23 protein-coding genes are annotated in these 21,256 nt (G+C 66.9%); 4 read left to right on the top strand and 19 right to left on the bottom strand.

Going from position 1 to position 21,256, the window contains the following annotated elements:
* Window positions 1–18: 18 nt before the first annotated feature.
* From ACKY0X_RS03555 to ACKY0X_RS03540, 4 genes are all read right to left on the bottom strand, one after another.
* A complete protein-coding gene (locus tag ACKY0X_RS03555) occupies window positions 19–804 on the bottom strand; it encodes an ABC transporter permease (protein ID WP_174549759.1) in 786 nt (261 codons plus the stop codon).
* A 72-nt stretch (window positions 805–876) separates the two neighbouring features.
* Window positions 877–1,677 carry an ABC transporter permease gene (locus ACKY0X_RS03550; protein WP_105294824.1) on the bottom strand — a complete coding sequence of 267 codons (801 nt, stop codon included), beginning with the start codon at window positions 1,675–1,677 and terminating at the stop codon, window positions 877–879.
* A gap of 120 nt (window positions 1,678–1,797) precedes the next feature.
* Window positions 1,798–2,631, bottom strand: coding sequence for an enoyl-CoA hydratase/isomerase family protein (locus ACKY0X_RS03545; protein ID WP_409428330.1), 834 nt, complete (start codon window positions 2,629–2,631; stop codon window positions 1,798–1,800).
* 41 nt (window positions 2,632–2,672) lie between these two features.
* On the bottom strand, window positions 2,673–3,761 hold the full coding sequence (locus ACKY0X_RS03540; protein WP_409428329.1) for a phosphotransferase family protein: 1,089 nt from the start codon (window positions 3,759–3,761) through the stop codon (window positions 2,673–2,675).
* A gap of 120 nt (window positions 3,762–3,881) precedes the next feature.
* On the opposite strand from ACKY0X_RS03540, the gene ACKY0X_RS03535 reads away from it, so the two are divergent.
* Together ACKY0X_RS03535 and ACKY0X_RS03530 are read left to right on the top strand one after the other, a co-directional pair.
* A complete protein-coding gene (locus ACKY0X_RS03535; RefSeq protein ID WP_409428328.1) occupies window positions 3,882–5,372 on the top strand; it encodes an acyl-CoA carboxylase subunit beta in 1,491 nt (496 codons plus the stop codon).
* Window positions 5,372–5,761 (top strand): lipocalin-like domain-containing protein, encoded by a 390-nt coding sequence (locus ACKY0X_RS03530; RefSeq protein WP_409428327.1) that lies wholly within the window; start codon window positions 5,372–5,374, stop codon window positions 5,759–5,761. Before ACKY0X_RS03535 ends, ACKY0X_RS03530 begins: the two co-directional genes overlap by 1 nt.
* On the opposite strand, the gene ACKY0X_RS03525 is transcribed toward ACKY0X_RS03530, so the two are convergent.
* The 13 genes from ACKY0X_RS03525 to ACKY0X_RS03465 all read right to left on the bottom strand — a co-directional run bounded on the left by ACKY0X_RS03525 (window position 5,748) and on the right by ACKY0X_RS03465 (window position 18,851).
* A complete protein-coding gene (locus ACKY0X_RS03525; RefSeq protein ID WP_409428326.1) occupies window positions 5,748–6,716 on the bottom strand; it encodes an NADPH:quinone oxidoreductase family protein in 969 nt (322 codons plus the stop codon). The two genes, ACKY0X_RS03530 and ACKY0X_RS03525, sit on opposite strands and share 14 nt — an antisense overlap.
* Entirely contained in the window at window positions 6,716–7,327 is a 612-nt protein-coding gene (locus ACKY0X_RS03520) for a TetR/AcrR family transcriptional regulator (protein WP_409428325.1), read from the bottom strand. Before ACKY0X_RS03520 ends, ACKY0X_RS03525 begins: the two co-directional genes overlap by 1 nt.
* Window positions 7,324–8,622 (bottom strand): acyl-CoA dehydrogenase family protein, encoded by a 1,299-nt coding sequence (locus ACKY0X_RS03515; RefSeq protein WP_409428324.1) that lies wholly within the window; start codon window positions 8,620–8,622, stop codon window positions 7,324–7,326. The genes ACKY0X_RS03520 and ACKY0X_RS03515 overlap by 4 nt, the downstream gene beginning before the upstream one ends.
* A 22-nt stretch (window positions 8,623–8,644) precedes the next feature.
* Window positions 8,645–9,406, bottom strand: a complete 762-nt coding sequence (locus ACKY0X_RS03510) for an SDR family NAD(P)-dependent oxidoreductase (RefSeq protein WP_065039945.1) — start codon at window positions 9,404–9,406, stop codon at window positions 8,645–8,647.
* Window position 9,407: 1 nt separating this feature from the next.
* Window positions 9,408–10,463: a phosphotransferase family protein gene (locus ACKY0X_RS03505; protein ID WP_409428323.1), complete on the bottom strand. Its 1,056-nt coding sequence runs from the start codon at window positions 10,461–10,463 to the stop codon at window positions 9,408–9,410.
* A 189-nt stretch (window positions 10,464–10,652) separates the two neighbouring features.
* Window positions 10,653–11,831, bottom strand: a complete 1,179-nt coding sequence (locus ACKY0X_RS03500; protein WP_409428322.1) for an NAD(P)/FAD-dependent oxidoreductase — start codon at window positions 11,829–11,831, stop codon at window positions 10,653–10,655.
* Between the two features lie 30 nt (window positions 11,832–11,861).
* A complete protein-coding gene (locus ACKY0X_RS03495) occupies window positions 11,862–12,692 on the bottom strand; it encodes a mycofactocin-coupled SDR family oxidoreductase (protein ID WP_082108026.1) in 831 nt (276 codons plus the stop codon).
* Between the two features lie 48 nt (window positions 12,693–12,740).
* Window positions 12,741–13,553, bottom strand: coding sequence for an SHOCT domain-containing protein (locus ACKY0X_RS03490; RefSeq protein ID WP_409429488.1), 813 nt, complete (start codon window positions 13,551–13,553; stop codon window positions 12,741–12,743).
* A 96-nt stretch (window positions 13,554–13,649) separates the two neighbouring features.
* A complete protein-coding gene (gene tuf, locus ACKY0X_RS03485; RefSeq protein ID WP_065040613.1) occupies window positions 13,650–14,840 on the bottom strand; it encodes an elongation factor Tu in 1,191 nt (396 codons plus the stop codon).
* A gap of 91 nt (window positions 14,841–14,931) precedes the next feature.
* The gene (gene fusA, locus ACKY0X_RS03480; protein WP_046282638.1) at window positions 14,932–17,034 is read right to left on the bottom strand and encodes an elongation factor G; all 2,103 of its coding nucleotides are present in this window, start codon (window positions 17,032–17,034) and stop codon (window positions 14,932–14,934) included.
* 81 nt (window positions 17,035–17,115) lie between these two features.
* Window positions 17,116–17,586, bottom strand: coding sequence for a 30S ribosomal protein S7 (gene rpsG / locus ACKY0X_RS03475; protein ID WP_024441009.1), 471 nt, complete (start codon window positions 17,584–17,586; stop codon window positions 17,116–17,118).
* Window positions 17,586–17,960 carry a 30S ribosomal protein S12 gene (rpsL, locus tag ACKY0X_RS03470; RefSeq protein ID WP_007767794.1) on the bottom strand — a complete coding sequence of 125 codons (375 nt, stop codon included), beginning with the start codon at window positions 17,958–17,960 and terminating at the stop codon, window positions 17,586–17,588. Before rpsL ends, rpsG begins: the two co-directional genes overlap by 1 nt.
* Before the next feature lie 261 nt (window positions 17,961–18,221).
* Window positions 18,222–18,851, bottom strand: a complete 630-nt coding sequence (locus ACKY0X_RS03465; protein WP_409428321.1) for a TetR/AcrR family transcriptional regulator — start codon at window positions 18,849–18,851, stop codon at window positions 18,222–18,224.
* Between the two features lie 140 nt (window positions 18,852–18,991).
* Between ACKY0X_RS03465 and ACKY0X_RS03460 the strand changes: the two genes are divergently transcribed.
* Both ACKY0X_RS03460 and ACKY0X_RS03455 read left to right on the top strand, forming a co-directional pair.
* Window positions 18,992–19,357, top strand: coding sequence for a DUF3060 domain-containing protein (locus tag ACKY0X_RS03460; RefSeq protein ID WP_409428320.1), 366 nt, complete (start codon window positions 18,992–18,994; stop codon window positions 19,355–19,357).
* Window positions 19,354–19,764: a DUF3060 domain-containing protein gene (locus ACKY0X_RS03455; RefSeq protein WP_409428319.1), complete on the top strand. Its 411-nt coding sequence runs from the start codon at window positions 19,354–19,356 to the stop codon at window positions 19,762–19,764. The genes ACKY0X_RS03460 and ACKY0X_RS03455 overlap by 4 nt, the downstream gene beginning before the upstream one ends.
* Before the next feature lie 7 nt (window positions 19,765–19,771).
* Here ACKY0X_RS03455 and ACKY0X_RS03450 read toward each other — a convergent pair whose 3' ends face one another.
* Both ACKY0X_RS03450 and ACKY0X_RS03445 read right to left on the bottom strand, forming a co-directional pair.
* Entirely contained in the window at window positions 19,772–20,533 is a 762-nt protein-coding gene (locus tag ACKY0X_RS03450; RefSeq protein ID WP_409428318.1) for a crotonase/enoyl-CoA hydratase family protein, read from the bottom strand.
* Window positions 20,530–21,243, bottom strand: coding sequence for a PaaX family transcriptional regulator C-terminal domain-containing protein (locus ACKY0X_RS03445; protein ID WP_409429487.1), 714 nt, complete (start codon window positions 21,241–21,243; stop codon window positions 20,530–20,532). Before ACKY0X_RS03445 ends, ACKY0X_RS03450 begins: the two co-directional genes overlap by 4 nt.
* Between the last annotated feature and the right edge of the window lie 13 nt (window positions 21,244–21,256).

The following is a 21,256-nucleotide window of genomic DNA, read 5'->3' as shown; positions in this document are numbered from 1 at the left end:
GTGCGGAAATGCCGACAGCTACCCGGCCAGGTTGAAGTTGCCGCTGGCCCCGTAAACCGACAACGAGACCAACAGCGTCACCGAGACGACGACGATCAGCGAGGTCCGGACCGCATTGCCCACCGCGACACCGACCCCGGCCGGACCCCCTGCGGCGAAGTAGCCGAAATAGGTATGGATCAACAAGATGGTGATCGCCATCAAGAAGGCCTGCAGGAACGACCACAACAGGTCGATCGGATTGAGGAACGTACGGAAATAGTGGTCGTAGAGGCCGGCCGACTGCCCAAACAAGAACACCGTGGTGAAGCGACTCGCCACGAACGACAGGATCACCGCGATGGCATAGAGCGGAACGATCGCGACCAACCCGGCGACGATGCGGGTGCTGACCAGGTAGGCGATCGGGCGGATGGCCATCGATTCCAGCGCGTCGATCTCCTCGTTGATCCGCATGGCGCCCAACTGCGCCGTGACACCGGCGCCGAAGGTGGCGGCCAGACCGATCCCGGCGACCACCGGGGCCGAGATGCGCACGTTGATGAACGCGGCCAGGAATCCGGTCAGGGCCTCGATGCCGATGTTGCCCAGTGAGCTGTAGCCCTGCACCGCCAGCGTGCCGCCGGCCGCCAGGGTCAGAAAGCCGACGATCACCACGGTGCCGCCGATCATCGCCAGCGTGCCGGTGCCCATGCTGATCTCGGCGATCAGCCGGATGACCTCGCGGCGGTAGTGCGCGAACGCGAACGGTGTGGTGGCGATCGCCTTGCCATAGAACAGGGTGTGGTCGCCGATGCGCCCCATCGCGGCGATCGGTCGCCGAAGCTGCCGGGTGACACCGGGATAGACGGCGGCCAGGGCACGAAGCGCCACGGCTCAGCGCGCCGTCATCTTGATGCCGATCGCGGTGACCACTACGTTGACCACGAACAGCGACATGAAGGCGTACACCACCGTTTCGTTCACCGCATTGCCGACGGCCTTGGCGCCACCGCCGGAGATCGTCAGGCCGCGGTAGCAGGCGACCATTCCCGCGATCAGCCCGAACAGCGCTGCCTTGACGCAAGAGATGACCAGCTCGGGCACCCCGGTCAACAGGGTGATGCCGGCCGCGAAAGCGCCCGGGTTGACGTCTTGCACGAACACCGAGAACACGTAGCCGCCGAGAATGCCGATGATCACCACCAGGCTGTTGAGCAGCAACGCCACCAGCCCGGCGGCGAGCATCCGCGGTGTGACCAACCGCTGCACCGGGTTGATACCCAAGACCTCCATGGCGTCGATCTCTTCGCGAATGGTGCGCGACCCCAAGTCGGCACACATCGCGGTGGCCCCGGCCCCCGCCACGATCAGCACCGTCACCATCGGTCCGACCTGGGTGACCGCGCCGAACGCCGCGCCGGCACCGGACAGGTCGGCCGCACCGAGCTCACGCAGCAGGATATTGAGGATGAAGCTGACCAGGACCGTGAAGGGAATGGCCACCAGCAACGTGGGCGCGAGCGAGACGCGCGCAACGAACCAGGACTGCTCGATGAATTCCCGGGCCTGGAACGGGCGCTTGAACAAGAACCTGACGGCATCCACCGACATGGTGAAGAGCCCGCCGACCGCCTCCATCGGCCCCGCCAGGCGAACCATCGCCGATTCCGGGGACCAGCGGATCAGGTCCTTCATGCCCATATGGACAGGCTCCTCCCGAGACAGTGCGCGTGAATCGTATCCGATTCATGGATTCTGCGATACTCGATTCTGATTTTTGTGCACACCGATTCTCGTTTGGAGCAAACGATTCATCTATAGCCTTCCGTCAACCCGTAGATCGGGATGCACCCACGCCGGTGACCTGCGTTCTTTGAAGGCGCGGAACCCTTCGACGGCCTCCGGCGCGCCCAGGCTGGTGTTCATCCCGATCCGGTCGAACAGACCGAGGTAGGCGTCCAGGCTGGACTTGACCACGGCGCGCGCGGCCGGCGCGGTGCGGCAGCACTGCGCCAACACGTCGCGCGCGGTGTCGGCCAGCTCCTCGTGCGGAACCACACGTGCCACCATGCCCCAGTCGAGGGCTTCCTGCGCGCCGAAGGTGCGGCCGGTGAACATCAGGTCGCGGGTTCGGACCGGCCCGACCACCCGCGCCAGCATCTGGCTGTAGTAGGTGTCGGCGATGCCGCGGAACAGCTCGGGCACCCGGAAAGTGGCCCGGTCGCTGACTACGGCCACATCGCTGCAGAGCGCGATCTGCAGTCCGCCGCCCTGGCACAGCCCGTTGACCGCGGAGACCACCGGTTTGACCGAGCTGCGCAGGGTGTCGAACGGGGTGATGTCCATGCCCAGTGCGGCCCCGAACGTGAGCCAGTCGTCCGCTCCCCCGCCGCCCATGTCGCCGCCGGGCGCGAAGACGTCTGCGGTCCCGGTGATCAACAGCCCGGCCAGCTCCGGATCCTGATTGACCCGGCCCACCGCGTAGCGCAGGCCGAAGTACATGGCCGGCGTCATCGCATTGCGGGCCTCGGGGCGATCCAGGATGCAGACCGCGATCGGGCCCTCCCGCCGAAACGTCAGGTACGGCGTTCCCAGCCAATCACCGTCGGGCGGGCCCGACGAGGCCTGCCCCTGCGCGTGAGCATCCATCAGACCCCGACCTCTCCTTGTTCGGCGTGGACGAGCCGGGCTCAGCCGGCCAGCTCGCCCACCAGCTCCAGCGTGCCCAGATCGCGGATGGCCTGACATCCGCGCTGCAGCATCGTGACGAACATGTCGTCGCCGCGATCGGTATCGGTCGCGAACACCAACCCGAGCGCGCAGATCAGCGGCACCTGCAGCGCGCCGAATCGGTAGTCCCGCCAACAGGTTTTCCGGTCGTAGTCGCTGACGCCGTGGCTCAGCAGCGCGCGGTGATAGTCGGTGACGAGGTCGGCTTCGATCTCTTTGCGCAGGTCGGGCGCCAAGCTGGTGCCGGTGAAGAACGCCAGGTCGCGCGCCGGTAGTCCGACACCCAGCGTCTGCCAATCGACCACCCAGATCTGGTCTCCGTCGGGGCTGAACAGCATGTTGTCCAGGCGATAGTCGCCATGGATCAACGCGAACCGGCCCAGCGGCGCCGTCACCCACGGGGTGATCAGGTCCAGCGCGGCGGTCAAAGTCGCGCAGTCGGCGTCGCCGAGCTGGGCGCCGAGACGCTGCACGCATGCCTCGGCGCACATCCGGGCGATGTCCCCCATGCCCTTGGCGCCGGCCTCGTCCAGCTGGGTCATGGCCAGGCCGGGGAAGGTCAGCCAGCGCTGGTCGCACCAGGTGGGCGCATGCAACCCGGCCAGGGCGGTCACCGCCAGCCGGGCCTGGCGTTCACCACAACCGGCGAGCTGATCGCCCTGGACCGCCGGTGCTCGATCGGAGAGCAGCAGGGCGTACTCGGTTGCGTCATCGGTGATTTCGCAGTGGAAGCACTGCGGTATCGGAATCTTGACGCCCTCGGCCACCTCGCTGTAGAAAGCGCACTCGCTGCGATAGCCCAGCACGACGCGATCGCGGACGGCGTCGTCGCCGGCCGGCAGCTTGATCACGAAGCTGGCCGGCAGGTCGCCGGGGTTGTCGGTGTAGCGGGCCGCCACCCGATAGGTGGCCCCGGTCTGGCCGGTGCCGACCGGGGTGACATCGACCGAGGCCACCTCGACCGGTTCACCCCGAGCGCTCAACACGGCCGACAGCCACTGGCTGGTCACGTCGTGCGGATGGCGCGGTATCTGTCGTACGGAAGTCATCGGTCGCACTCCGGCGCAAGGGAACTCATAGTCAATGCCCGTCCGGGCGGCCAATTCCGCCCACGCCGGGAGACGCTACAGTAAGAATTTCAGTATGGTCAACGAAATGAGGCGCCGCGGATGACGAACGGCTGGCAGGAGACCCTGGAGGACCTCGACCGGCGGCGCCAGCACACCTGGGCCATGGGCGGCCCGGAGCGGGTGGCCAAACACCGCGGCAAGGGCAAGCTCGACGCCCGCGCCCGAATCGGGCACCTGCTGGACCCGGGTAGCTTCCGCGAACTGGGCACCATGGTCGGCGGGCAGATCGCCGCGGACGGCATCGTGGTCGGCTCGGGGCTGATCAACGGCTCCCCGGTGATGGTGGGCGCCGAGGATTTCACCACCCTGGCGGGCAGCATCGGTCCCGGTGGCAACGCCAAGCGTTACCGGATCGCCGAGCTGGCACTGCGCGACAAGATCCCGTTGGTAATGCTGTTGGAGGGCGCGGGATTCCGGCCTACCGGTGAGCACTATGGGCGTACCCCGACCGACCTGCTGGCCCAGGCGCAATGCTCGGGCAAGGTGCCGACCGTCGCCGCGATACTGGGTCCTTCGGCCGGGCACGGCGCCCTGGTCGGTCCGGTCTGCGACTTCCGGATCATGAGCCCGCACGGCGCGATCTTCACCGCCGGTCCGCCGGTGGTCAAAGAGTCCACCGGCGAAGACATCACCAAAGAGGAGCTAGGCGGTCCCGAGGTCGCACTGAACAGCGGTGTGGTGCACAACTTCGGCGCCGACGACGAGACGGTGCTCGACGACATCCGCCGGTATCTGTCCTACTTCCCGTCCAGCGCATGGTCCTACCCCACGGCGCTGTCGCCGGACTCGGCCGCGCAATCGCGGCCCACTCCCGAACTGCTCGACATCGTGTCGCGTGACAACCGTCGGGTCTACGACATGCGGTCGGTGCTCGACGTCGTCTTCGACCGGCCCGACTGGTTCGAGGTGCAGCCGCAATTCGGTCGGGCGATCATCTGCGCGCTGGCCCATCTCGGCGGCCACCCGGTCGCGGTGGTGGCCAACCAGCCGCAGGTGCTGGCCGGATCGATCGACACCGACGCCGCGGACAAGGCGGCGCACTTCATCATGGTGGCCGATTCGTTCCATCTGCCGATCGTGTTCTTGGCCGACAACCCCGGCATGCTGCCCGGTAGCCGCTCCGAGCGAGCCGGGGTGCTGCGTGCCGGCGCGCGGATGTTCGCCGCCCAGACCGCGGCCACCACGATGAAACTGCATCTGACGCTACGCAAGGCCTACGGCTTCGGTTCCATGGTGATGTCGCTGCTGGGCTTCGACTCCCAGGTGGCAACGTTCGCCTATCCCGGGGCGACGATGGGCGCGATGAGCGCGGCCGCGCTCAGCTCGGCCACCCACGCCGGGGAAGATCTGGCCGCCAAACTGCGTGACACCGAACTGCAGGCGTCGTATCACTCCGCCCAGCAGCTCGGCTTCGACGAGCTCATCGATCCCCGCGAGACCCGCGACGCGTTGCTGTCCGCCCTGCAGCGCGGGCTGTGCAGCCGCCAGGCCGCCGCCGAGCCGGTGACCCGAACCGTCATCATGCCCTGATGAGCACATTGCGCGAGGCGCTGCTGGGCGGCTGGGAGCTGTCGTCATTCCATTCGGTCGACGCCGCCACCGGCGGGGTGTCCCACCCACTGGGCACCGCGCCGCGCGGGCTGATCCTCTACACCGCCGACGGCTATATGTCCGCGCAACTGACCGGCAGTGCCGACGCCGCCCTCCCCGCCTACATCGCCTACGGTGGCCGATTCCGCGTCGACGAGGACACCGCGACCGTGCATCACGAAGTCAGCGTCTCGATGCTGCCGGAGCTGCTGGCGAGCCCGCAGCTGCGGCAGGCACGCGTGGACGGCGACCGGCTGACGCTGTCGGCGACGACCACCAACGACGGGGTGACGACACACAACATGTTGATCTGGGTCAGACGTCGATGATGACCTTGCCGACCGCTTTGCGGTCGGCGACGTAGCGCAGTGCGGTTGCGGTCTCGGCGAGCGGGAAACGGGCACCGATGTAGGGGCTGACCTTGCCCTCGGCGAACAGCTGCTGCAGTTCGGCCAGGTCGCGCTCGTTGCACGCCGGGAAGTCGGAGGCGAACGTGCGGATCTCCATGCCCTGCACCGTGATGCCCTTGAGCATCACCAGGTTCAGCGGGATCGCCGGAATCGATCCGGCGGCATAGCCCAAGGTGATGAACCGGCCGCCGCGGGCCAGGCTGCGCAGCGCCGGCTCCGCGTAGGAACCGCCGACCGGGTCGAGCACGGCCTGCGCGCCGTCGCCGGTGATCTCCCGGATCCGCGTCTTGAGGTCTTCGCGGTCGTAGTCGACCGTCGCGGCCGCACCGCGCTGGCGGCACACTTCCAGCTTCTCCGGGCTGGAGGCCGCGGCAAGCACTTTCGCGCCCATCGCCACCGCCAGGTCGACGGCGGCCAGCCCGACACCGCCGGCGGCACCCAGCACCACCACCCAATCACCCTCTGCGACTTGGGCAACCGAGCGCAGTGCGTGATATGCCGTGCGGTAGGTGACTCCGAATCCGGCCGCTGCCGCGTAGTCGATGCCGTCGGGGATGGCGCTTACCGCCGCGGCGGGCACCAGCGCCTGCTCGGCGAAACCTCCCACGAACGACGTGCCGACCACCCGATCGCCGGGCGCGAAGGGCACCCCGTCGCCGGCGGCGATCACATCACCGGCCAGTTCGCTGCCGGGCGTGAATGGTGCCGGGATCTTCAGCTGGTACTTGCCGTCGATCAGCAGCACGTCGGGGAAGTTGACCGCCGCGGCCCGTACCCGGACCACCAGCGTGCCGGGTCCGGGCGTCGGGTCGGGCAGCTCTCGCAGCACCAGGTCTTCCGGCGGCCCGTACTGCTCGCAGACGATCGCACGCATCAGGCCGCCCCCAGCCCACGAAGGCAGAACGACACCAGGTGATCCACATCGGCCCGCTTCGGTCGCCGGCCGGCATTGAGGTAGCCACGCATGGTCGACAAGGTAGCGCCAAAGACCAGATCGGCATCCCGGCGGGGGTCGTCGCCACCGAGCGCGCTGATCGGCGCGGTGAGCAGATCACGCAACGGCGCCAGGATGTCCTCATCCGAGCGCGGCCGGTCGGCACTGACCGCCAGCTGGGTGCTGGCGGCGCGGCTCAGGCTCAACAGGTGCGGGTCGGACAGCTGCGCTAGGGCTCCCCGGATCCAGCACGCGACCTTGGCTTCCGGCGTGGGCTCCTTGGCCAGTTGATGCTCCAGGTAGGACACCACGAGCGCGACACCGCGCTCCATCACGGCCAGGATCACGTCGTCCTTACCGGCGAAGTAGCGGTAGAACGCCTTGTTCGACGAGCCAGCCTCGGCGACGATGTCCGACACCCGCGGCGGGTCGGGCGCACTGCGCTGCAGCACCGTCACCGCCGCGGCCAGGATCCGTTCCACCTCGGCGGTGGCCTCGCGCTGGCGGTCGTCGAGCGCGCGGTGCACCGCGGCGTCGACACGTGTGGTCATGGCACGGCCGGAATCCGGTCAACCAAGTCGCCGTACTTCGCGCGCGCGGCCTCGATGCGGTTGTCCAGGAATTCGCTGGGCCACTCCGGGTCCTCGGCGTCGTAGTCCTTGAGCAGCAACCGGGCCAGGTTCACCTTGTGCGCCTCGGTCGGGCCGTCGGCCAGACCCAGCGCCACCCCACCCAACAACACATTGGTCAGCGGCAACTGTTCGGTCAGACCCATCGCGCCGTGCACCTGGATCGCGCGCAGACCGATCGACTTGAGCACCTGCGAGGCCAGGATCTTGCAGACCCCGATCTCGGCCCGGGCCGCCTTCTCGTCACCCGAGTCGATCAGCCACGCCGCGTGCAGCACCGTCAGCCGAAACGGGATCAGCTCGGCATAGGAATCGGCGATGAACGCCTGCACCAGCTGCTTGTCGGCCAACGAACTGCCTTGGGTGAAACGGCTTTTAGCGCGGCGGGCCATCATGTCGATGGCCCGCTGGGCCACCCCGATCGAGCGCATGGCGTGGTGCAGACGCCCGCCGGCCAGCCGGCTCTGCAGGATCAGGAAGCCCTGACCGGGCTCGCCCAGGATCGCATCGGCCGGGACCCGCACATTGTCGTAGCGCACCAGTGAATGGCCGGCCTCGTGCGGATGCGACCCCACCAGATGATGGGTGGCTTCGATGACCAGGCCCGGGGTTCCGGCCGGGATCAAGAACGTCGAAGCACCGCGGTGCACCGGCACGTCCGGGTCGGTGATGGCCACCACGATGAAGAACGAGGCCACCGAGGCGTTGGAGGAGAAGTACTTTCGGCCGGTGATCACCCACTCGTCGCCGTCGCGCACGGCCCGGGTGGTGAAGACCCGCGGGTCGGCGCCGCCCTGCGGCTCGGTCATGGAGAAGCAGGAGAAGATCTCCCCCGACAGCAACCCGGCCAGATAGCTGTCCTTTTGCTCTGGCGTGCCGAACCGGGCCAGGATCTCGGCGTTGCCGGTGTCGGGGGCCTGGGTGCCGAACACGATCGGAGCCCAGCTCGACCGGCCCAGGATCTCATTGATCAGCGTCAGTTTGACCGCCCCGTATCCCTGGCCGCCGAGCTCCGGCCCCAGATGCGGCGCCCACAGGCCTTGTTCGCGCACCCGGGCCTTGAGCGGGTCGACGATCCGGCGGCGTTCCTCGGTCAGCGGCAGGTATTCGCAGCCGGGAAACAGCACCTCCAGCGGTTCCACCTCGTCGCGCACGAACGCCCGGATCCAATCGAGCTTCGCCTCGAACTCCGGTTCGGTAGAGAAGTCCCACGACACTTTCCGCTCCTTTCACGGTGAGTCAGACACTGCCGCCGTCGGCCCGAACGATCGAGCCGGTGGTGAAGCTGGAGGCGTCCGACATCAAAAACAGTGCCGCACCGACGATCTCCGGCGGATTCCCGGCGCGCTGCAATGCGGCGGCGCCGAACGGGTTGTCGGCTTCGCCGAAATTCCACGCCTTGGAGATGTCGGTCAAGAACGGCCCGGGCATCAAGGTGTTGACCCGCACCGTGGGGCCGAACGCCTGGGCCAGCGCTTCGGTCATGACGTTGAGGCCGGCCTTGGACGCGGCGTAGGGGATGAACGACGGGTGCGGGCGCAGCGAACCGTGGGTGCTGACATTGATGATCGATCCGCGGCCGGCAGCCATCATCCGTTCGCCGATCAACGCCGACAACCGAAATGGGCCTTTGAGGTTGAGGTTCACCACGGCGTCGAACATCTTCTCGGTGACGTCGGTCTGCTTGCCGTAAACCGGCGACATACCGGCGTTGTTGACCAGGACGTCCACCCGGCCGAACCGCTCGTAGGCCGCATCGACCAAGCCGTCGAGCTGATCCCAGCGCCCGACGTGCACCGCGTAGGGCAGGGCGAAGCGCCCCGTCTCGGCCTCGATCTCGGCGGCGGTGGCCTGGCAGGTCTCGAGTTTGCGGCTGGCGATCACCACGTCGGCGCCGCACCGGGCGGCCGCCAGGGCCATCTCACGCCCCAGGCCGCGGCTGCCGCCGGTGATCAGCACCACCCGGTCGGTCAGGTCGAAGAGTGAATCCGCGTAACCCATCTCAGGATCGCTTGGCGGGTAGGGAGCGGGCGAGTTCGGCTGCGGCGCCGATCAACTGTGGGATCATCGGGCCCATGGCGGCAGCGATCGTCGGGTCGACCCGGTTACCGGTGACCGAGGCGGCGTAGGTCTTCTCCAGCACGATTCCCAACTTCCAGTTGGCCAGTACCAGGTAGTAGTCGATGTTCTCGGTGGACAGGCCGCTGACCTGCTCGTAGCGCTCCAGCAACTCCGATCGGGTCGGCATACCCGCGAGGTCGGCGTAATAGCCTTGGGTACGCGGGTTTTCGCCGTCATAGCCCAGCAGCGCCCAGGCCAGGTCGAGCAGCGGATCGCCGATGGTCGTCATCTCCCAGTCGATGATCGCGACCAGTTTCGCGGGGGCGCCGTGGGCGTACATCACGTTGGCGAATTGGTAGTCGCCGTGCATGATGCCCGGCGAATAGTGCGCCGGCCGGTTGCGGCGCAGCCAGTCCGCGGCCTCGTCCAGGCCCGGCAGATCGCGTACTCGGTAGCTGTCCAAGAAGGCCAGCCAGCGGTCCACCTGACGCTCATGGAAACCGTCCGGGCGGCCGAACCCGTCGAGCCCCTGCGCCCGCCAGTCCACTCGTCCGAGGCGGGCGGCGCCCTCGACCAGTTCGAAGGCTAGGCCGCGGCGCGCACTCAGATCCGCGTCGTACGGCGGCGGCCAGGCGTTGCCGGTCGAATTCCACCCGTCCACCTCGGCCATCACGTAGAACGGTGTGCCGAGCAGCTCGCCGCTGTCGTCGGCGGCGATCAACCGGGCGTGTGGGACGTCGGTTCCCGACAGCGCCCGCACCAGGCGGATCTCGCGCCGTAACCCGTCGATGCGGGCGGCGTCGGCCCGCGCTCCCGGCATTCGCAGCACCATCGTGGCCTCGCCGCGACGAACCCGGTACAAGGTGTTCTGCGAGCCGCCGCTGAGCGGTTCCAGCTGCGGCAGCTCGCCCTGGCCCGGTGAGTCGGGGGCACCATGGGCATCGAGCCATCGCCCCAACGCGCCGCTGTCGTGCCGTGCCGCCTGTCCATCGGCCATCGTATGCACCTCGCAATCTCGTGACAGAGAATAGCGTTCTCCACGGAGAGGTTGGCCGGATTCAGCGGATTCTCTACGGGATCGGCGACAGGAGCCCAGCAATGTAGAGCGCGTGAGCGTGCATGGTTGTACGCGCAACGCGGCGTGTTGGTGTACAAACACGCGCGCCCGCGCGACGGAAAGGAGCTACTAGCCCAGCACGTCGGAGATCGGGGCACCCGCGGCGATCTTGGCGCGCGCACCCATCACCTTGCCGGGCCGCCCCGCTCCCACCACACCGGCGAGCACGCCGTCGCGCTCGTAGTAGGCCAGGAACTTGTGGCCGTCGTCCTCGACCAGGTGCACGGTGTCGGTGGCCTCCGGCTCGCCCAGGCACTGGATCTTCACGTCGTACTGGTCGCTCCAGAAGTACGCCGGCACCGCCACGTCATGCAGCGACTCCCGGCCGAGCATCGTCGGCACCATCGCCCGCACCTGGGTGACGACATTGCTCCAGTGCTCGACGCGCACCTGATGCCCGTCGCGCCCCCGCCAGAACGCCACGTCGCCGACGGCCCACACATTCGGCGCACTGGTGCGCCCGGTCGCGTCGCACACCACGCCGTTGTCGACATCAACCCCGCAGCCGTCCAGCCACTCGGTCGCCGGCCGCGAACCCACACCCAGCACCACCACGTCGGCAGCCAGCTCGGTGCCGTCGGTGAGCACCACGGTCTCGACGCGGCCCGCGCCGCGAACCTCGGCGACGCCGACGCCGCTGCGGACATCGACGCCGTTGGCCCGGTGCAGCCGTGCCACCAGTTCGCCGATCTGCTCACCGAGGACGGCGGCCAGCGGGGTGGGCTGCGGTTCGACCAGCACGACGTCCACACCCAGCTTGCGCAGGCTGGCCGCCGCCTCACAGCCGATGAATCCAGCGCCGATCACCACCGCGCGACTGGCGCCGGCCGCGTCGTCGCGCAGCGCCAGGCTGTCCTCGAAGGACCGGACCACGCGGATGCCGTCCAGGTCACCAAAGCTCGGGATACGCCGCGGCACCAGTCCGGTGGCGATCACGAGTTGGTCGTAGCCCAGCACGCTGCCGTCTGCCAGCGTCACCGATTGCGCCGCGGTGTCGACACTGCGGGCACCGCAACCCAGCCGCAGGCTGATGTCGTGGGAGGCGTAGAACTCCGGGGGCTCGAGCGTGGTGTCGTCGCGTTCGCCGCGCAGCACCTCTTTGGTCAGCGGCGGCCGGTCATAGGGCGGGCGAGTCTCATCAGAGACGATCGTGATCGGCCCCGCGTATTCCTCGCGCCGCAATTCCTCGGCCGTGCGGACAGCCGCCAAGCCGCCGCCGACGATAACGATCCCGTTGTCGGGCACCACGATCCCCCTGTTTCTCCCGGCCAGGGACGATCAGTACTTGAGCGCGCCCTTGTCGACCTGGATCTGGACTCCCGTCAGGATTCCAGAGCCATCACCGGCCAACCAAACCACCACGTCGGAGACCTGGTCAGGGGTCATGAACGACTGCGGGTGCAGCGGCATCGGGGGGAAGGCGTGCAGGTAGTCGGGGCGCTCGGTGAAGATCTGGGCCATCACCTGCGGCTCGATCATCGGGGTGTCCACCGAGTAAGGGTGAATGGAGTTGACCCGGATCCGGTGTGCGCCGACCTCGAGAGCCAGCGTGTTGGTCAGACCCACCAGGGCATGCTTGCTCGCCGCGTAGTGACCGTTGCCCGGCGTGGCCTTCAGTCCGGCCGACGAGCTGACGATCACGATCGAACCGCCGTTGTCGGCCTCGATCATCGCCGGAACCGCAGCCCGGATGGTGCGCCAGGTCCCGGTCAGGTTCACGTCGATGACGGTGTTCCACTGCTCGTCGGTGAGCTCCCACAGCCGGCCCCAGCTCAGCACGCCGGCGTTGGCCACCACCACGTCGAGGCGTCCGAACTGCTCGACACCGTCGTCGACCAGCTTGCGCAGCCCGGCATCATCACGAACGTCGACCGTGCGGGCCAGCACCTTGCGCCCGTGGGCCTCGACCGCGCTGACCATCTCGGCGAATTCCTCGGGCGTGGCTGCGGGATAGGTGATGCAGTCCGACGCCGGGGCGCAGATGTCGGCGGCGATGATGTCGGCGCCGGCGGCCGCCAGCCGGATCGCATGCGAACGGCCCTGGCCGCGCGCCGCACCGGTAACAAAGGCCACCTTGCCCTGCAGATTGTGGTTCTGGCTCTCGCTCACTCGACGAGGCTAGCAGCTGCATATGGAACGTGTTCTAGTTCCGTGCCGTCAGAGGTCGGCGATGATCTGGGCCCGCTTCTGCGCGTACTCTTCGTCGGTCACCGTGCCCGCCGCGTGCAGTGCCGCCAGTGCCTGCAACCGCTCACCGACGGACGGCCGCTCTGCGGCAGGCACGGCTGCCGGCTCGGCTGCCGCCGACTGCTGGGTGACCGCTCGGCGCACCACCGCGCTGATCTGCTGTCGCAGTTTGGGATTCGACCGCACGTCCACCATCTGGTTGAGACCCACGCCGTGGGACTTGAGCAGCTGCAAGATCTCCATCAACGGGCCGGACTGGCCACTCAGGTCGTAGGTCTGGCCGTCTTCGGCAACGTTGAACTGCGCCGGCACCAGCCCGTTGACCACCGCGCTGCGTTCCCAGTCGATCAGGTGCTTACCGCTGACCGGGTCGACCTGAACCACCAGCTTGCGGGCGGTGATGTTGCCCAATCGGCTGACACTGGCGATGACCCGTTCCTCGGTGTCCATCGGCGTCAAACCCGGACCTGCGATGTGCAACTGCAGCTTGACCAGCGGTTGATCGTTGATCCGGGTACCGGTCTCGCTGATGCCGTTGATCTGCGCGAGCGCCAACACCCCGTCGCGTTCGAGCAGCGCGGCATCGCTGGCCGATCGCGCGCCGAAATAGGTCAGTGCCAGGGCCACCAGCACATCGACCACGGTGATCGCGATCCCGCTGTAGTACATCCACTGCGTCATCTCGTATTCGCCGATGGCGTAGTAGGCGATCAGGAAAATAGGGCCGACCATGCCCCCGCACAACAGGACGAGCAACTGCGCCTTGACGTATCGCCACAACATCACGTCACCAGCGTCTAACACTGCGTTGCCGGGCAAACGCAAAATCCCCCTTTTCCTCCGAGGAAAAGGGGGACTTTACGTCTGCTAGCGCAGGTACTACTTGATGATCTTGACGACCCGGCCGGCGCCGACGGTACGACCACCCTCACGGATGGCGAACCGCAGACCCTCGTCCATGGCGACAGGCTGGATCAGCTTGACGGTCATCTCGGTGTTGTCACCGGGCATAACCATCTCGGTGCCCTCCGGCAGGCTCACCACACCGGTCACGTCGGTGGTGCGGAAGTAGAACTGCGGACGGTAGTTGTTGAAGAACGGCGTGTGGCGACCGCCCTCGTCCTTGGACAGGATGTAGGCCTGGCCCTCGAACTCGGTGTGCGGGGTGGTGGTGCCGGGCTTGACCACAACCTGGCCACGCTCGACGTCCTCACGCTTGATACCACGGATCAGCAGACCGACGTTGTCACCGGCCTGACCCTGGTCCAGCAGCTTCCGGAACATCTCGACACCGGTGACGGTGGTCTTGGTGGTCTCCGGACGGATGCCGACGATCTCGACTTCCTCGTTCACGTTGATCACGCCACGCTCGACACGACCGGTGACCACGGTGCCACGACCGGTGATGGTGAAGACGTCCTCAACCGGCATCAGGAACGGCTTGTCGGTCTCGCGGACCGGGTCCGGGATGGACTCGTCGACAGCCTCCATCAGGTCCTGGACGGACTTGACCCACTTCTCGTCGCCCTCGAGCGCCTTCAGAGCCGACACCCGGACCACCGGGGCCTCCTCGTCGAACTCCTGGGCGGCCAGCAGTTCGCGGACCTCCATCTCGACGAGCTCGAGGAGCTCCTCGTCGTCGACCATGTCCGACTTGTTCAGCGCCACCAGGATGTAGGGCACACCGACCTGACGGGCCAGCAGCACGTGCTCGCGGGTCTGCGGCATCGGGCCGTCGGTGGCCGCGACCACCAGGATCGCGCCGTCCATCTGGGCGGCACCGGTGATCATGTTCTTGATGTAGTCGGCGTGGCCCGGCGCGTCGACGTGGGCGTAGTGCCGCTTCTCGGTCTGGTACTCCACGTGGGAGATGTTGATCGTGATACCGCGCTGACGCTCTTCGGGAGCGTTGTCGATCTGGTCGAACGCACGCGACTCGTTCAGGTCCGGGTACTTGTCGTGCAGAACCTTGGTGATAGCCGCGGTCAGCGTGGTCTTGCCGTGGTCAACGTGACCGATGGTCCCGATGTTGACGTGCGGCTTCGTCCGCTCGAACTTCGCCTTCGCCACTTCTTGTCCTCCTGGACTTGTTGGTGCTGGGTTACAGCAGGATTGATCTTTTTTGGTTTGTGCCACCGTAGCGGCACGGGCGGGAAGCTAGTTACTCGCCCGTTGCCTTCGCGATAATCTCCTTCGCCACCTGCGCCGGCACTTCGGCGTAGGAGTCGAACACCATGGAGTAGTTCGCCCGGCCCTGGGTCTTCGACCGCAAGTCTCCGACGTAGCCGAACATCTCCGACAGCGGCACCTGCGCCTTGACGACGCGCGCACCGCTGCGCTCCTCCATGGCCTGAATCTGGCCACGGCGGGAGTTCAGGTCGCCGATCACATCGCCCATGTAGTCCTCGGGCGTGGTGACCTCAACGGCCATGATCGGTTCCAGGATCACCGGCTGCGCGGCAGCGGCAGCCTTCTTCAGCGCCTGCGAGCCGGCCACCTTGAAGGCCATCTCGGAGGAGTCGACGTCGTGGTACTGACCGTCGGTCAGGGTGACCTTGATGTTGACCAGCGGGTAGCCGGCCAGCACGCCGTACTGCATGGCGTCCTGGGCTCCGGCGTCCACCGCGGGGATGTACTCGCGGGGCACGCGGCCGCCGGTGACCTTGTTCTCGAACTCGTAGGTGGCACCGTCTTCGCCGGTGAACGGTTCGATGTCGATGAGGACCTTCGCGAACTGACCCGAGCCACCCGTCTGCTTCTTGTGGGTGTATTCGACCTTCTCCACCTTGCGACGGATGGTCTCCTTGTAGGCCACCTGCGGCTTGCCGACGTTGGCCTCGACCTTGAACTCGCGGCGCATGCGGTCCACCAGGATGTCCAGGTGCAGCTCGCCCATGCCGCCGATCACGGTCTGACCGGTCTCCTGGTCGAGGTGGACCTTGAAGGTCGGGTCCTCTTCGGCCAGCTTCTGGATGGCCAGGCTCAGCTTCTCCTGGTCACTCTTGGTCTTGGGCTCGATGGCCACCTCGATGACCGGAGCCGGGAACGTCATCGACTCCAGCACGATCTGGTTGTTCGGGTCGCACAGGGTGTCGCCGGTGGTGGTGTCCTTCAGACCGATCATCGCGTAGATGTGGCCGGCGAACGCCGAGTCGACCGGGTTCTCCTTGTTGGAGTGCATCTGGAACAGCTTGCCCAGCCGCTCCTTCTTGCCCTTGGTCGAGTTGACCACCTGCGTGCCGGACTCCACCTTGCCCGAGTACACCCGGACGTAGGTGAGCTTGCCGAAGAACGGGTGCACCGCGATCTTGAACGCCAGCGCCGAGAACGGCTCGTCGATGCTGGGCTTGCGGCTGATGACCTCGTCTTCCTTGCCGGGCACGTGGCCCTGCACGGACTCGACGTCCAGCGGCGACGGCAGGTAGTCGATCACCGCGTCCAGCATCGGCTGGACACCCTTGTTCTTGAACGCGCTGCCGCACAGCACCGGGTAGAGCTCGGAGGAGACCGTCAGCTTGCGGATGCCGCCCTTGATCTCCTCGGTCGAGAGCTCCTCGCCGCCGAGGTACTTCTCCAGCAGAGCCTCGTCGGTCTCGGCGACTGCCTCCAGCAGAGCGGTCCGGTACTCGTCGGCCTTGTCGGCCAGGTCGGCCGGGATCTCGATGGTCTCGTAGGTCTCACCGAGCTTGGTCTCGCCGCGCCACACCTTGGCGTTCATCTCGACCAGGTCGACGATGCCCTCGAAGTCGTTCTCCGCGCCGATCGGCAGCTGGATCACCAGCGGGCGAGCACCGAGGCGCTCTTCGATGGTGCGCACGGTGAAGTAGAAGTCCGCACCGAGCTTGTCCATCTTGTTGACGAAGCAGATCCGGGGCACGTCGTACTTGTCGGCCTGCCGCCACACCTGCTCGGACTGCGGCTCCACGCCCTCCTTGCCGTCGAACACGGCGACGGCGCCATCCAGGACACGCAGGGAGCGCTCCACCTCGACGGTGAAGTCGACGTGGCCCGGGGTGTCGATGATGTTGATCTGGTTCTTGTTCCAGAAGCAGGTCACCGCGGCGGAGGTGATGGTGATGCCGCGCTCCTGCTCCTGCTCCATCCAGTCGGTCGTGGAGGCACCGTCGTGCGTCTCACCGATCTTGTAGTTGACGCCGGTGTAGTACAGGATCCGCTCGGTCGTCGTCGTCTTACCAGCATCGATGTGCGCCATGATGCCGATATTGCGGACCTTGTTCAGGTCAGTCAGCACATCCTGTGCCACAGCAGTCTTCCCACTCTTTCGGTTACTTCAATTGCTTGTTGTCGCAAGTGCGTCGGCTCCACTAATCGGGAGCCGACGTGATCACCAGCGGTAGTGCGCGAACGCCCGGTTGGCCTCGGCCATCTTGTGGGTGTCTTCACGACGCTTGACGGCAGCACCAAGGCCATTGCTGGCGTCCAGGATCTCGTTGGCCAGGCGCTCGATCATGGTCTTCTCCCGGCGAGCCCGCGAGAAGCTCACCAGCCAGCGCAGCGCCAGCGTGGTGGAGCGCTCGGCGCGCACCTCGACCGGAACCTGGTAGGTGGCACCACCGACGCGGCGGCTGCGAACCTCGAGGGCGGGCTTCACGTTGTCCATCGCACGCTTGAGCGTCACGACCGGGTCAGTACCGGTCTTGTCCCGAGCCTGCTCGAGAGCGCCGTAGACGATGCGCTCGGCCAGCGACTTCTTGCCGTCCAGCAGCACCTTGTTGACCAACTGGGTGACCAGCTGCGACCCGTAGACGGGGTCGTTGACCAGCGGACGCTTGGGAGCGGGACCCTTGCGCGGCATCAGCTCTTCTCCTTCTTCGCGCCGTAGCGGCTGCGGGCCTGCTTGCGGTTCTTGACTCCCTGGGTGTCCAGCGAGCCGCGGATGATCTTGTAGCGCACACCCGGCAGGTCCTTCACACGACCACCACGCACCAGCACCATCGAGTGCTCCTGCAGGTTGTGACCCTCACCCGGGATGTAGGCGGTCACCTCCACCTGGCTGGTCAGCTTGACGCGCGCCACCTTGCGAAGCGCCGAGTTCGGCTTCTTCGGGGTGGTGGTGTACACGCGGGTGCACACGCCCCGTCGCTGCGGGCTGCCCTTGAGGGCCGCGGTCTTCACCTTGGCGACCTTGTCGCGGCGGCCCTTACGGACCAGCTGCTGAATGGTTGGCATCTACCGGCTTCCTGTATCGCTGTTCAAACTCTGTAAATCCTGCGGTCTGTGCCCCACCGCTACCCCGCGGTCGGGCGTGTCGCATGGGCCGCCGCGGATCACTCCGCTGCATAATGGACATGCGAATTGGGCCAGGCGCGCGCGTTATGTCACCAAACGCGCCTCGGTGGCCAGGCACGAGCTACCACAATACCCGGCAGCACTCCGGCAGGTCAAAGCGCGTGCCCAGCCTCCCCTGCGGCCCCGCCCACAGCTGCGCGACTACTGGGTGCGGCTGTCCATCGCCGAGGCCAACCTGCGCACCATGTCGGAGAAGACGGCGTCGGTGTCCACGTCATCCATCACGCCTGTCATCTCCAACAGGACGAATCCGTGCATGGCCGCCCAGAACTCCAGAGCCGCGTGAAACGCCCGGTCCCCTTCGAGTCCGTAGGACGCCAACACCTCGATGACCGGGGCGGCGGCCCGGGTGGCCGCGGCGGTGTATTCCGGGTCGTCGCCACCCAGCGGCATGCGGGTGAACGCCGAATACCGGCCGGGGTGGTGATGGGCATAGCTGCGATAGGCGCCGGCCATCACCAGCACCGCATCGTCGCGGGCGCGGCCCTGCCCGACCTGGGTCAACATCTCCAGAATGTCGTCGATGACCCGCATCCGCATGGCGCGACGCAGGTCACCCAGGCTGTGCACGTGGTTGTACAGCGACGGGCCCTTGGTACCCAGCTGGGTGGCCAACGCGTTGATGGTCAGCGCGTCCCAGCCCTCGCGGTCCAGAAAATTCAAAGCCGCGTTGACGATGACATCGCGACTCAGCTTGACCGGGCGCGCCCCCGCTTTGCCGTTGGCGCGCGAGCGACCCCCCGCGGCAGGCGGGTCTGGTCGAGCTGACATGGCGTAGGCCCTTCGTAGGGTGCGGCAGGAGGAGATCAGCACAGAACTCTAATCGACCGATTAGTAGGGGAACCCGAGTACGCGCCAGCCGGTGCGACGTAAGCTTTGCCGAGATTGCGTCCGGTGAGAGGGGCTCGGAGATGAAATGGACCGCGCTGGCGAGTGCGTTGCTGGGTCTGGCCGCCGGTTCACTGGGGGCAGCCGCGAGCGCGCACGCCGTGCCCGGCGACATCCACATCTACGGGGTGCATGAGACCCACACCCTGGACTGCAACGGCGGGACGCTGTTCATCAACGGCGTCAACCTCACCATCCACGCGATGGGCACCTGCTGGGCGGTGACCACGCAGGGCTCGCAGAACACGGTGATCGCCGAGACCATCGTCAACGACGTCACCGTCTACGGCAACGACACCACCGTGTACTACCACAATGGTGACCCGCTGCTGTTCGACCGCGGACGAGAGCTGGGGATGACCAACCGGCTCCAACGCGTAGCGGCGTGACCCACGTTCTCCGGGTAAATCTCTGCTCGCTGCTGGCCGGCGGAATGACGCTGCTCGCAGTCGCGCTCACCGGCTGCGAGTCGGAGGCGCCACCCAAGTCCTCACGGATCTCGCAGAACTACGACGGTCGGTTCGCCAACACGATCAGATACGAGTCGTTCGGCGCGACATCGGCATTGGACTGCGCCGACGGCAAATCGCTGAACGTGGCCGGTTCGAACAACAAGCTGACGGTCCGCGGCCGCTGCGAGGCGGTGAACGTAGGCGGTGCCGACAACCGCATCACCATCGAGCGCATCGACAAGACGCTGACGATCACCGGGCTCAACAACTCCATCACCTATCGCGGCGGCGACCCCAAGGTCGACAACCGCGGGTCGGGCAACACCATCGCCGACAAACGCTGACGGAGTATCAAGCCTTAGCGCCGTGGCGGCCGGCCCCGCCTGCGAAGCGGCCCGCCCCGCGCAGCGCCTCGTCGGCCACTCGCTCGATGCTGTCGAATTCGGAGTCCATTGCGTGGGATTCGGTCATGCCCCACTGCCGCAGCGCCGACAACCGATCCGAGCGCAGGCAACCCTGCGGCAGCTCGGCGAGTTCGAGGGCCAGCTGCTCGGCTGCGCGCCGTGCCTCTCCGGTGGGGACAACACGATTGGCCAGTCCGATCGCCAGTGCTTCCTCGGCGTTCACCGCTCGGCCGGTGAGGATCATGTCCATGGCGCGACTGTGGCCGATCAGTCTGGGCAATCGCACGGTGCCACCGTCGATGAGCGGAACGCCCCAGCGCCGGCAGAAGACGCCGAAAGTCGCGTCGGCCTCGACCACCCGCATGTCGCACCACAGCGCCAACTCCAGGCCACCGGCCACCGCGTAACCGCTGACCGCGGCGATCACCGGTTTGGACAACATCATTCGGGTCGGTCCCATTGGCCCCGGCCCGCTGCGATGGGTCTGATTGGTGTTCGGTGTACCCAAGGCTTTGAGATCGGCTCCGGCGCAGAAGGTTCCGTGGTCTCCCCAGAGCACGGCCACCGATGCGCTCGCATCGCGGTCGAATTCATCGAAGGCCTGATAGAGCGCCGCGGCGGTCGGGCCGTCGACGGCGTTGCGGGCATGCGGCCGATCCAAGATCACCGTGGTGACCGGGCCACTGCGCTCCACGCGCACCGCGTTCATCGCAGCACCGCCTCTCGGTCCGCGTCGCGTCGCGCGACCAGTTCATTGGCGAACTCCGCGTAGCGACTGCGGATTTGCGCCCCCGGCCAGTCCGCCGGAAGCAGTTCGGGCGGCAGCACCGGGTCGCGGCGCAAATGGCGGACCATGGCCGCGGCGACGACGAAGCGGCTTGGTATGTCTTCGGCGTCGGCCATCGCGGCGAGCAGTTCGTGGCCCGTCTGCGCCCACCCCGCAAGATCCCACAGCGTGGTGGCCAATTCGGCGGGCTTCTCGTCACGCGCTGTGAGCAGCCGGGTATAGCCCACGAGACTCTCACCCAGCTCGACGTCGATGTTGTCCGGGCGCATCCAGAATCCCTCGCGCAGCTCGGCGAACCGCCGCTCTGCCAGCCCCGAGCGCAAGGCGGCCCGGGTTCGCGCGTCGCTGCCGATGGTGGTGATCACCACGGCCAGCCAGTCGCCGTCCCAGCTCCTGGTCTGCGGATTCAGCGCCGCGTCCTGTAGCCGCTGACGCTCCAGCAGACGCTCAGACAGTCCGTATCCTTCGACCGATCGGACCAGGTCTCCGGCAGCGACCAGCCGCGTCAGGGCCACCCGCAAGGCCGTTTCTTTAATCCCGAAATCTGTTGTCAATCGCAGTAATTCGGCGGCAGTGGCCGACGCGGGGTGGGCGCCCAGGAGCACCGACAGAACTACCGAGCGGGCCGTCATACGCACTGTTTCG

This window comes from Mycobacterium sp. SMC-11 (genome assembly GCF_046250095.1).
GTDB classification, from domain to species: Bacteria; Actinomycetota; Actinomycetes; order Mycobacteriales; family Mycobacteriaceae; genus Mycobacterium; species Mycobacterium heraklionense_A.
Note: the sequence above shows the minus strand (reverse complement) of the source record. Positions and strands in the feature narration are given on the sequence as shown.

Coding starts and splice junctions, on each gene's coding strand:
- ACKY0X_RS03555 (WP_174549759.1), bottom strand. CDS start 804: ATGGGGCGCATCGGCGACCACACCCTGTTCTATGGCAAGGCGATCGCC.
- ACKY0X_RS03540 (WP_409428329.1), bottom strand. CDS start 3,761: ATGACTTCCGTACGACAGATACCGCGCCATCCGCACGACGTGACCAGC.
- ACKY0X_RS03510 (WP_065039945.1), bottom strand. CDS start 9,406: ATGGGTTACGCGGATTCACTCTTCGACCTGACCGACCGGGTGGTGCTG.
- ACKY0X_RS03550 (WP_105294824.1), bottom strand. CDS start 1,677: ATGAAGGACCTGATCCGCTGGTCCCCGGAATCGGCGATGGTTCGCCTG.
- ACKY0X_RS03460 (WP_409428320.1), top strand. CDS start 18,992: ATGAAATGGACCGCGCTGGCGAGTGCGTTGCTGGGTCTGGCCGCCGGT.
- ACKY0X_RS03490 (WP_409429488.1), bottom strand. CDS start 13,553: ATGTTGTGGCGATACGTCAAGGCGCAGTTGCTCGTCCTGTTGTGCGGG.
- ACKY0X_RS03450 (WP_409428318.1), bottom strand. CDS start 20,533: ATGAACGCGGTGCGCGTGGAGCGCAGTGGCCCGGTCACCACGGTGATC.
- ACKY0X_RS03535 (WP_409428328.1), top strand. CDS start 3,882: ATGACGAACGGCTGGCAGGAGACCCTGGAGGACCTCGACCGGCGGCGC.
- rpsL (WP_007767794.1), bottom strand. CDS start 17,960: ATGCCAACCATTCAGCAGCTGGTCCGTAAGGGCCGCCGCGACAAGGTC.
- ACKY0X_RS03520 (WP_409428325.1), bottom strand. CDS start 7,327: ATGACCACACGTGTCGACGCCGCGGTGCACCGCGCGCTCGACGACCGC.
- ACKY0X_RS03530 (WP_409428327.1), top strand. CDS start 5,372: ATGAGCACATTGCGCGAGGCGCTGCTGGGCGGCTGGGAGCTGTCGTCA.
- ACKY0X_RS03445 (WP_409429487.1), bottom strand. CDS start 21,243: ATGACGGCCCGCTCGGTAGTTCTGTCGGTGCTCCTGGGCGCCCACCCC.
- ACKY0X_RS03505 (WP_409428323.1), bottom strand. CDS start 10,463: ATGGCCGATGGACAGGCGGCACGGCACGACAGCGGCGCGTTGGGGCGA.
- ACKY0X_RS03465 (WP_409428321.1), bottom strand. CDS start 18,851: ATGTCAGCTCGACCAGACCCGCCTGCCGCGGGGGGTCGCTCGCGCGCC.
- ACKY0X_RS03525 (WP_409428326.1), bottom strand. CDS start 6,716: ATGCGTGCGATCGTCTGCGAGCAGTACGGGCCGCCGGAAGACCTGGTG.
- ACKY0X_RS03545 (WP_409428330.1), bottom strand. CDS start 2,631: ATGGATGCTCACGCGCAGGGGCAGGCCTCGTCGGGCCCGCCCGACGGT.
- rpsG (WP_024441009.1), bottom strand. CDS start 17,586: ATGCCGCGCAAGGGTCCCGCTCCCAAGCGTCCGCTGGTCAACGACCCC.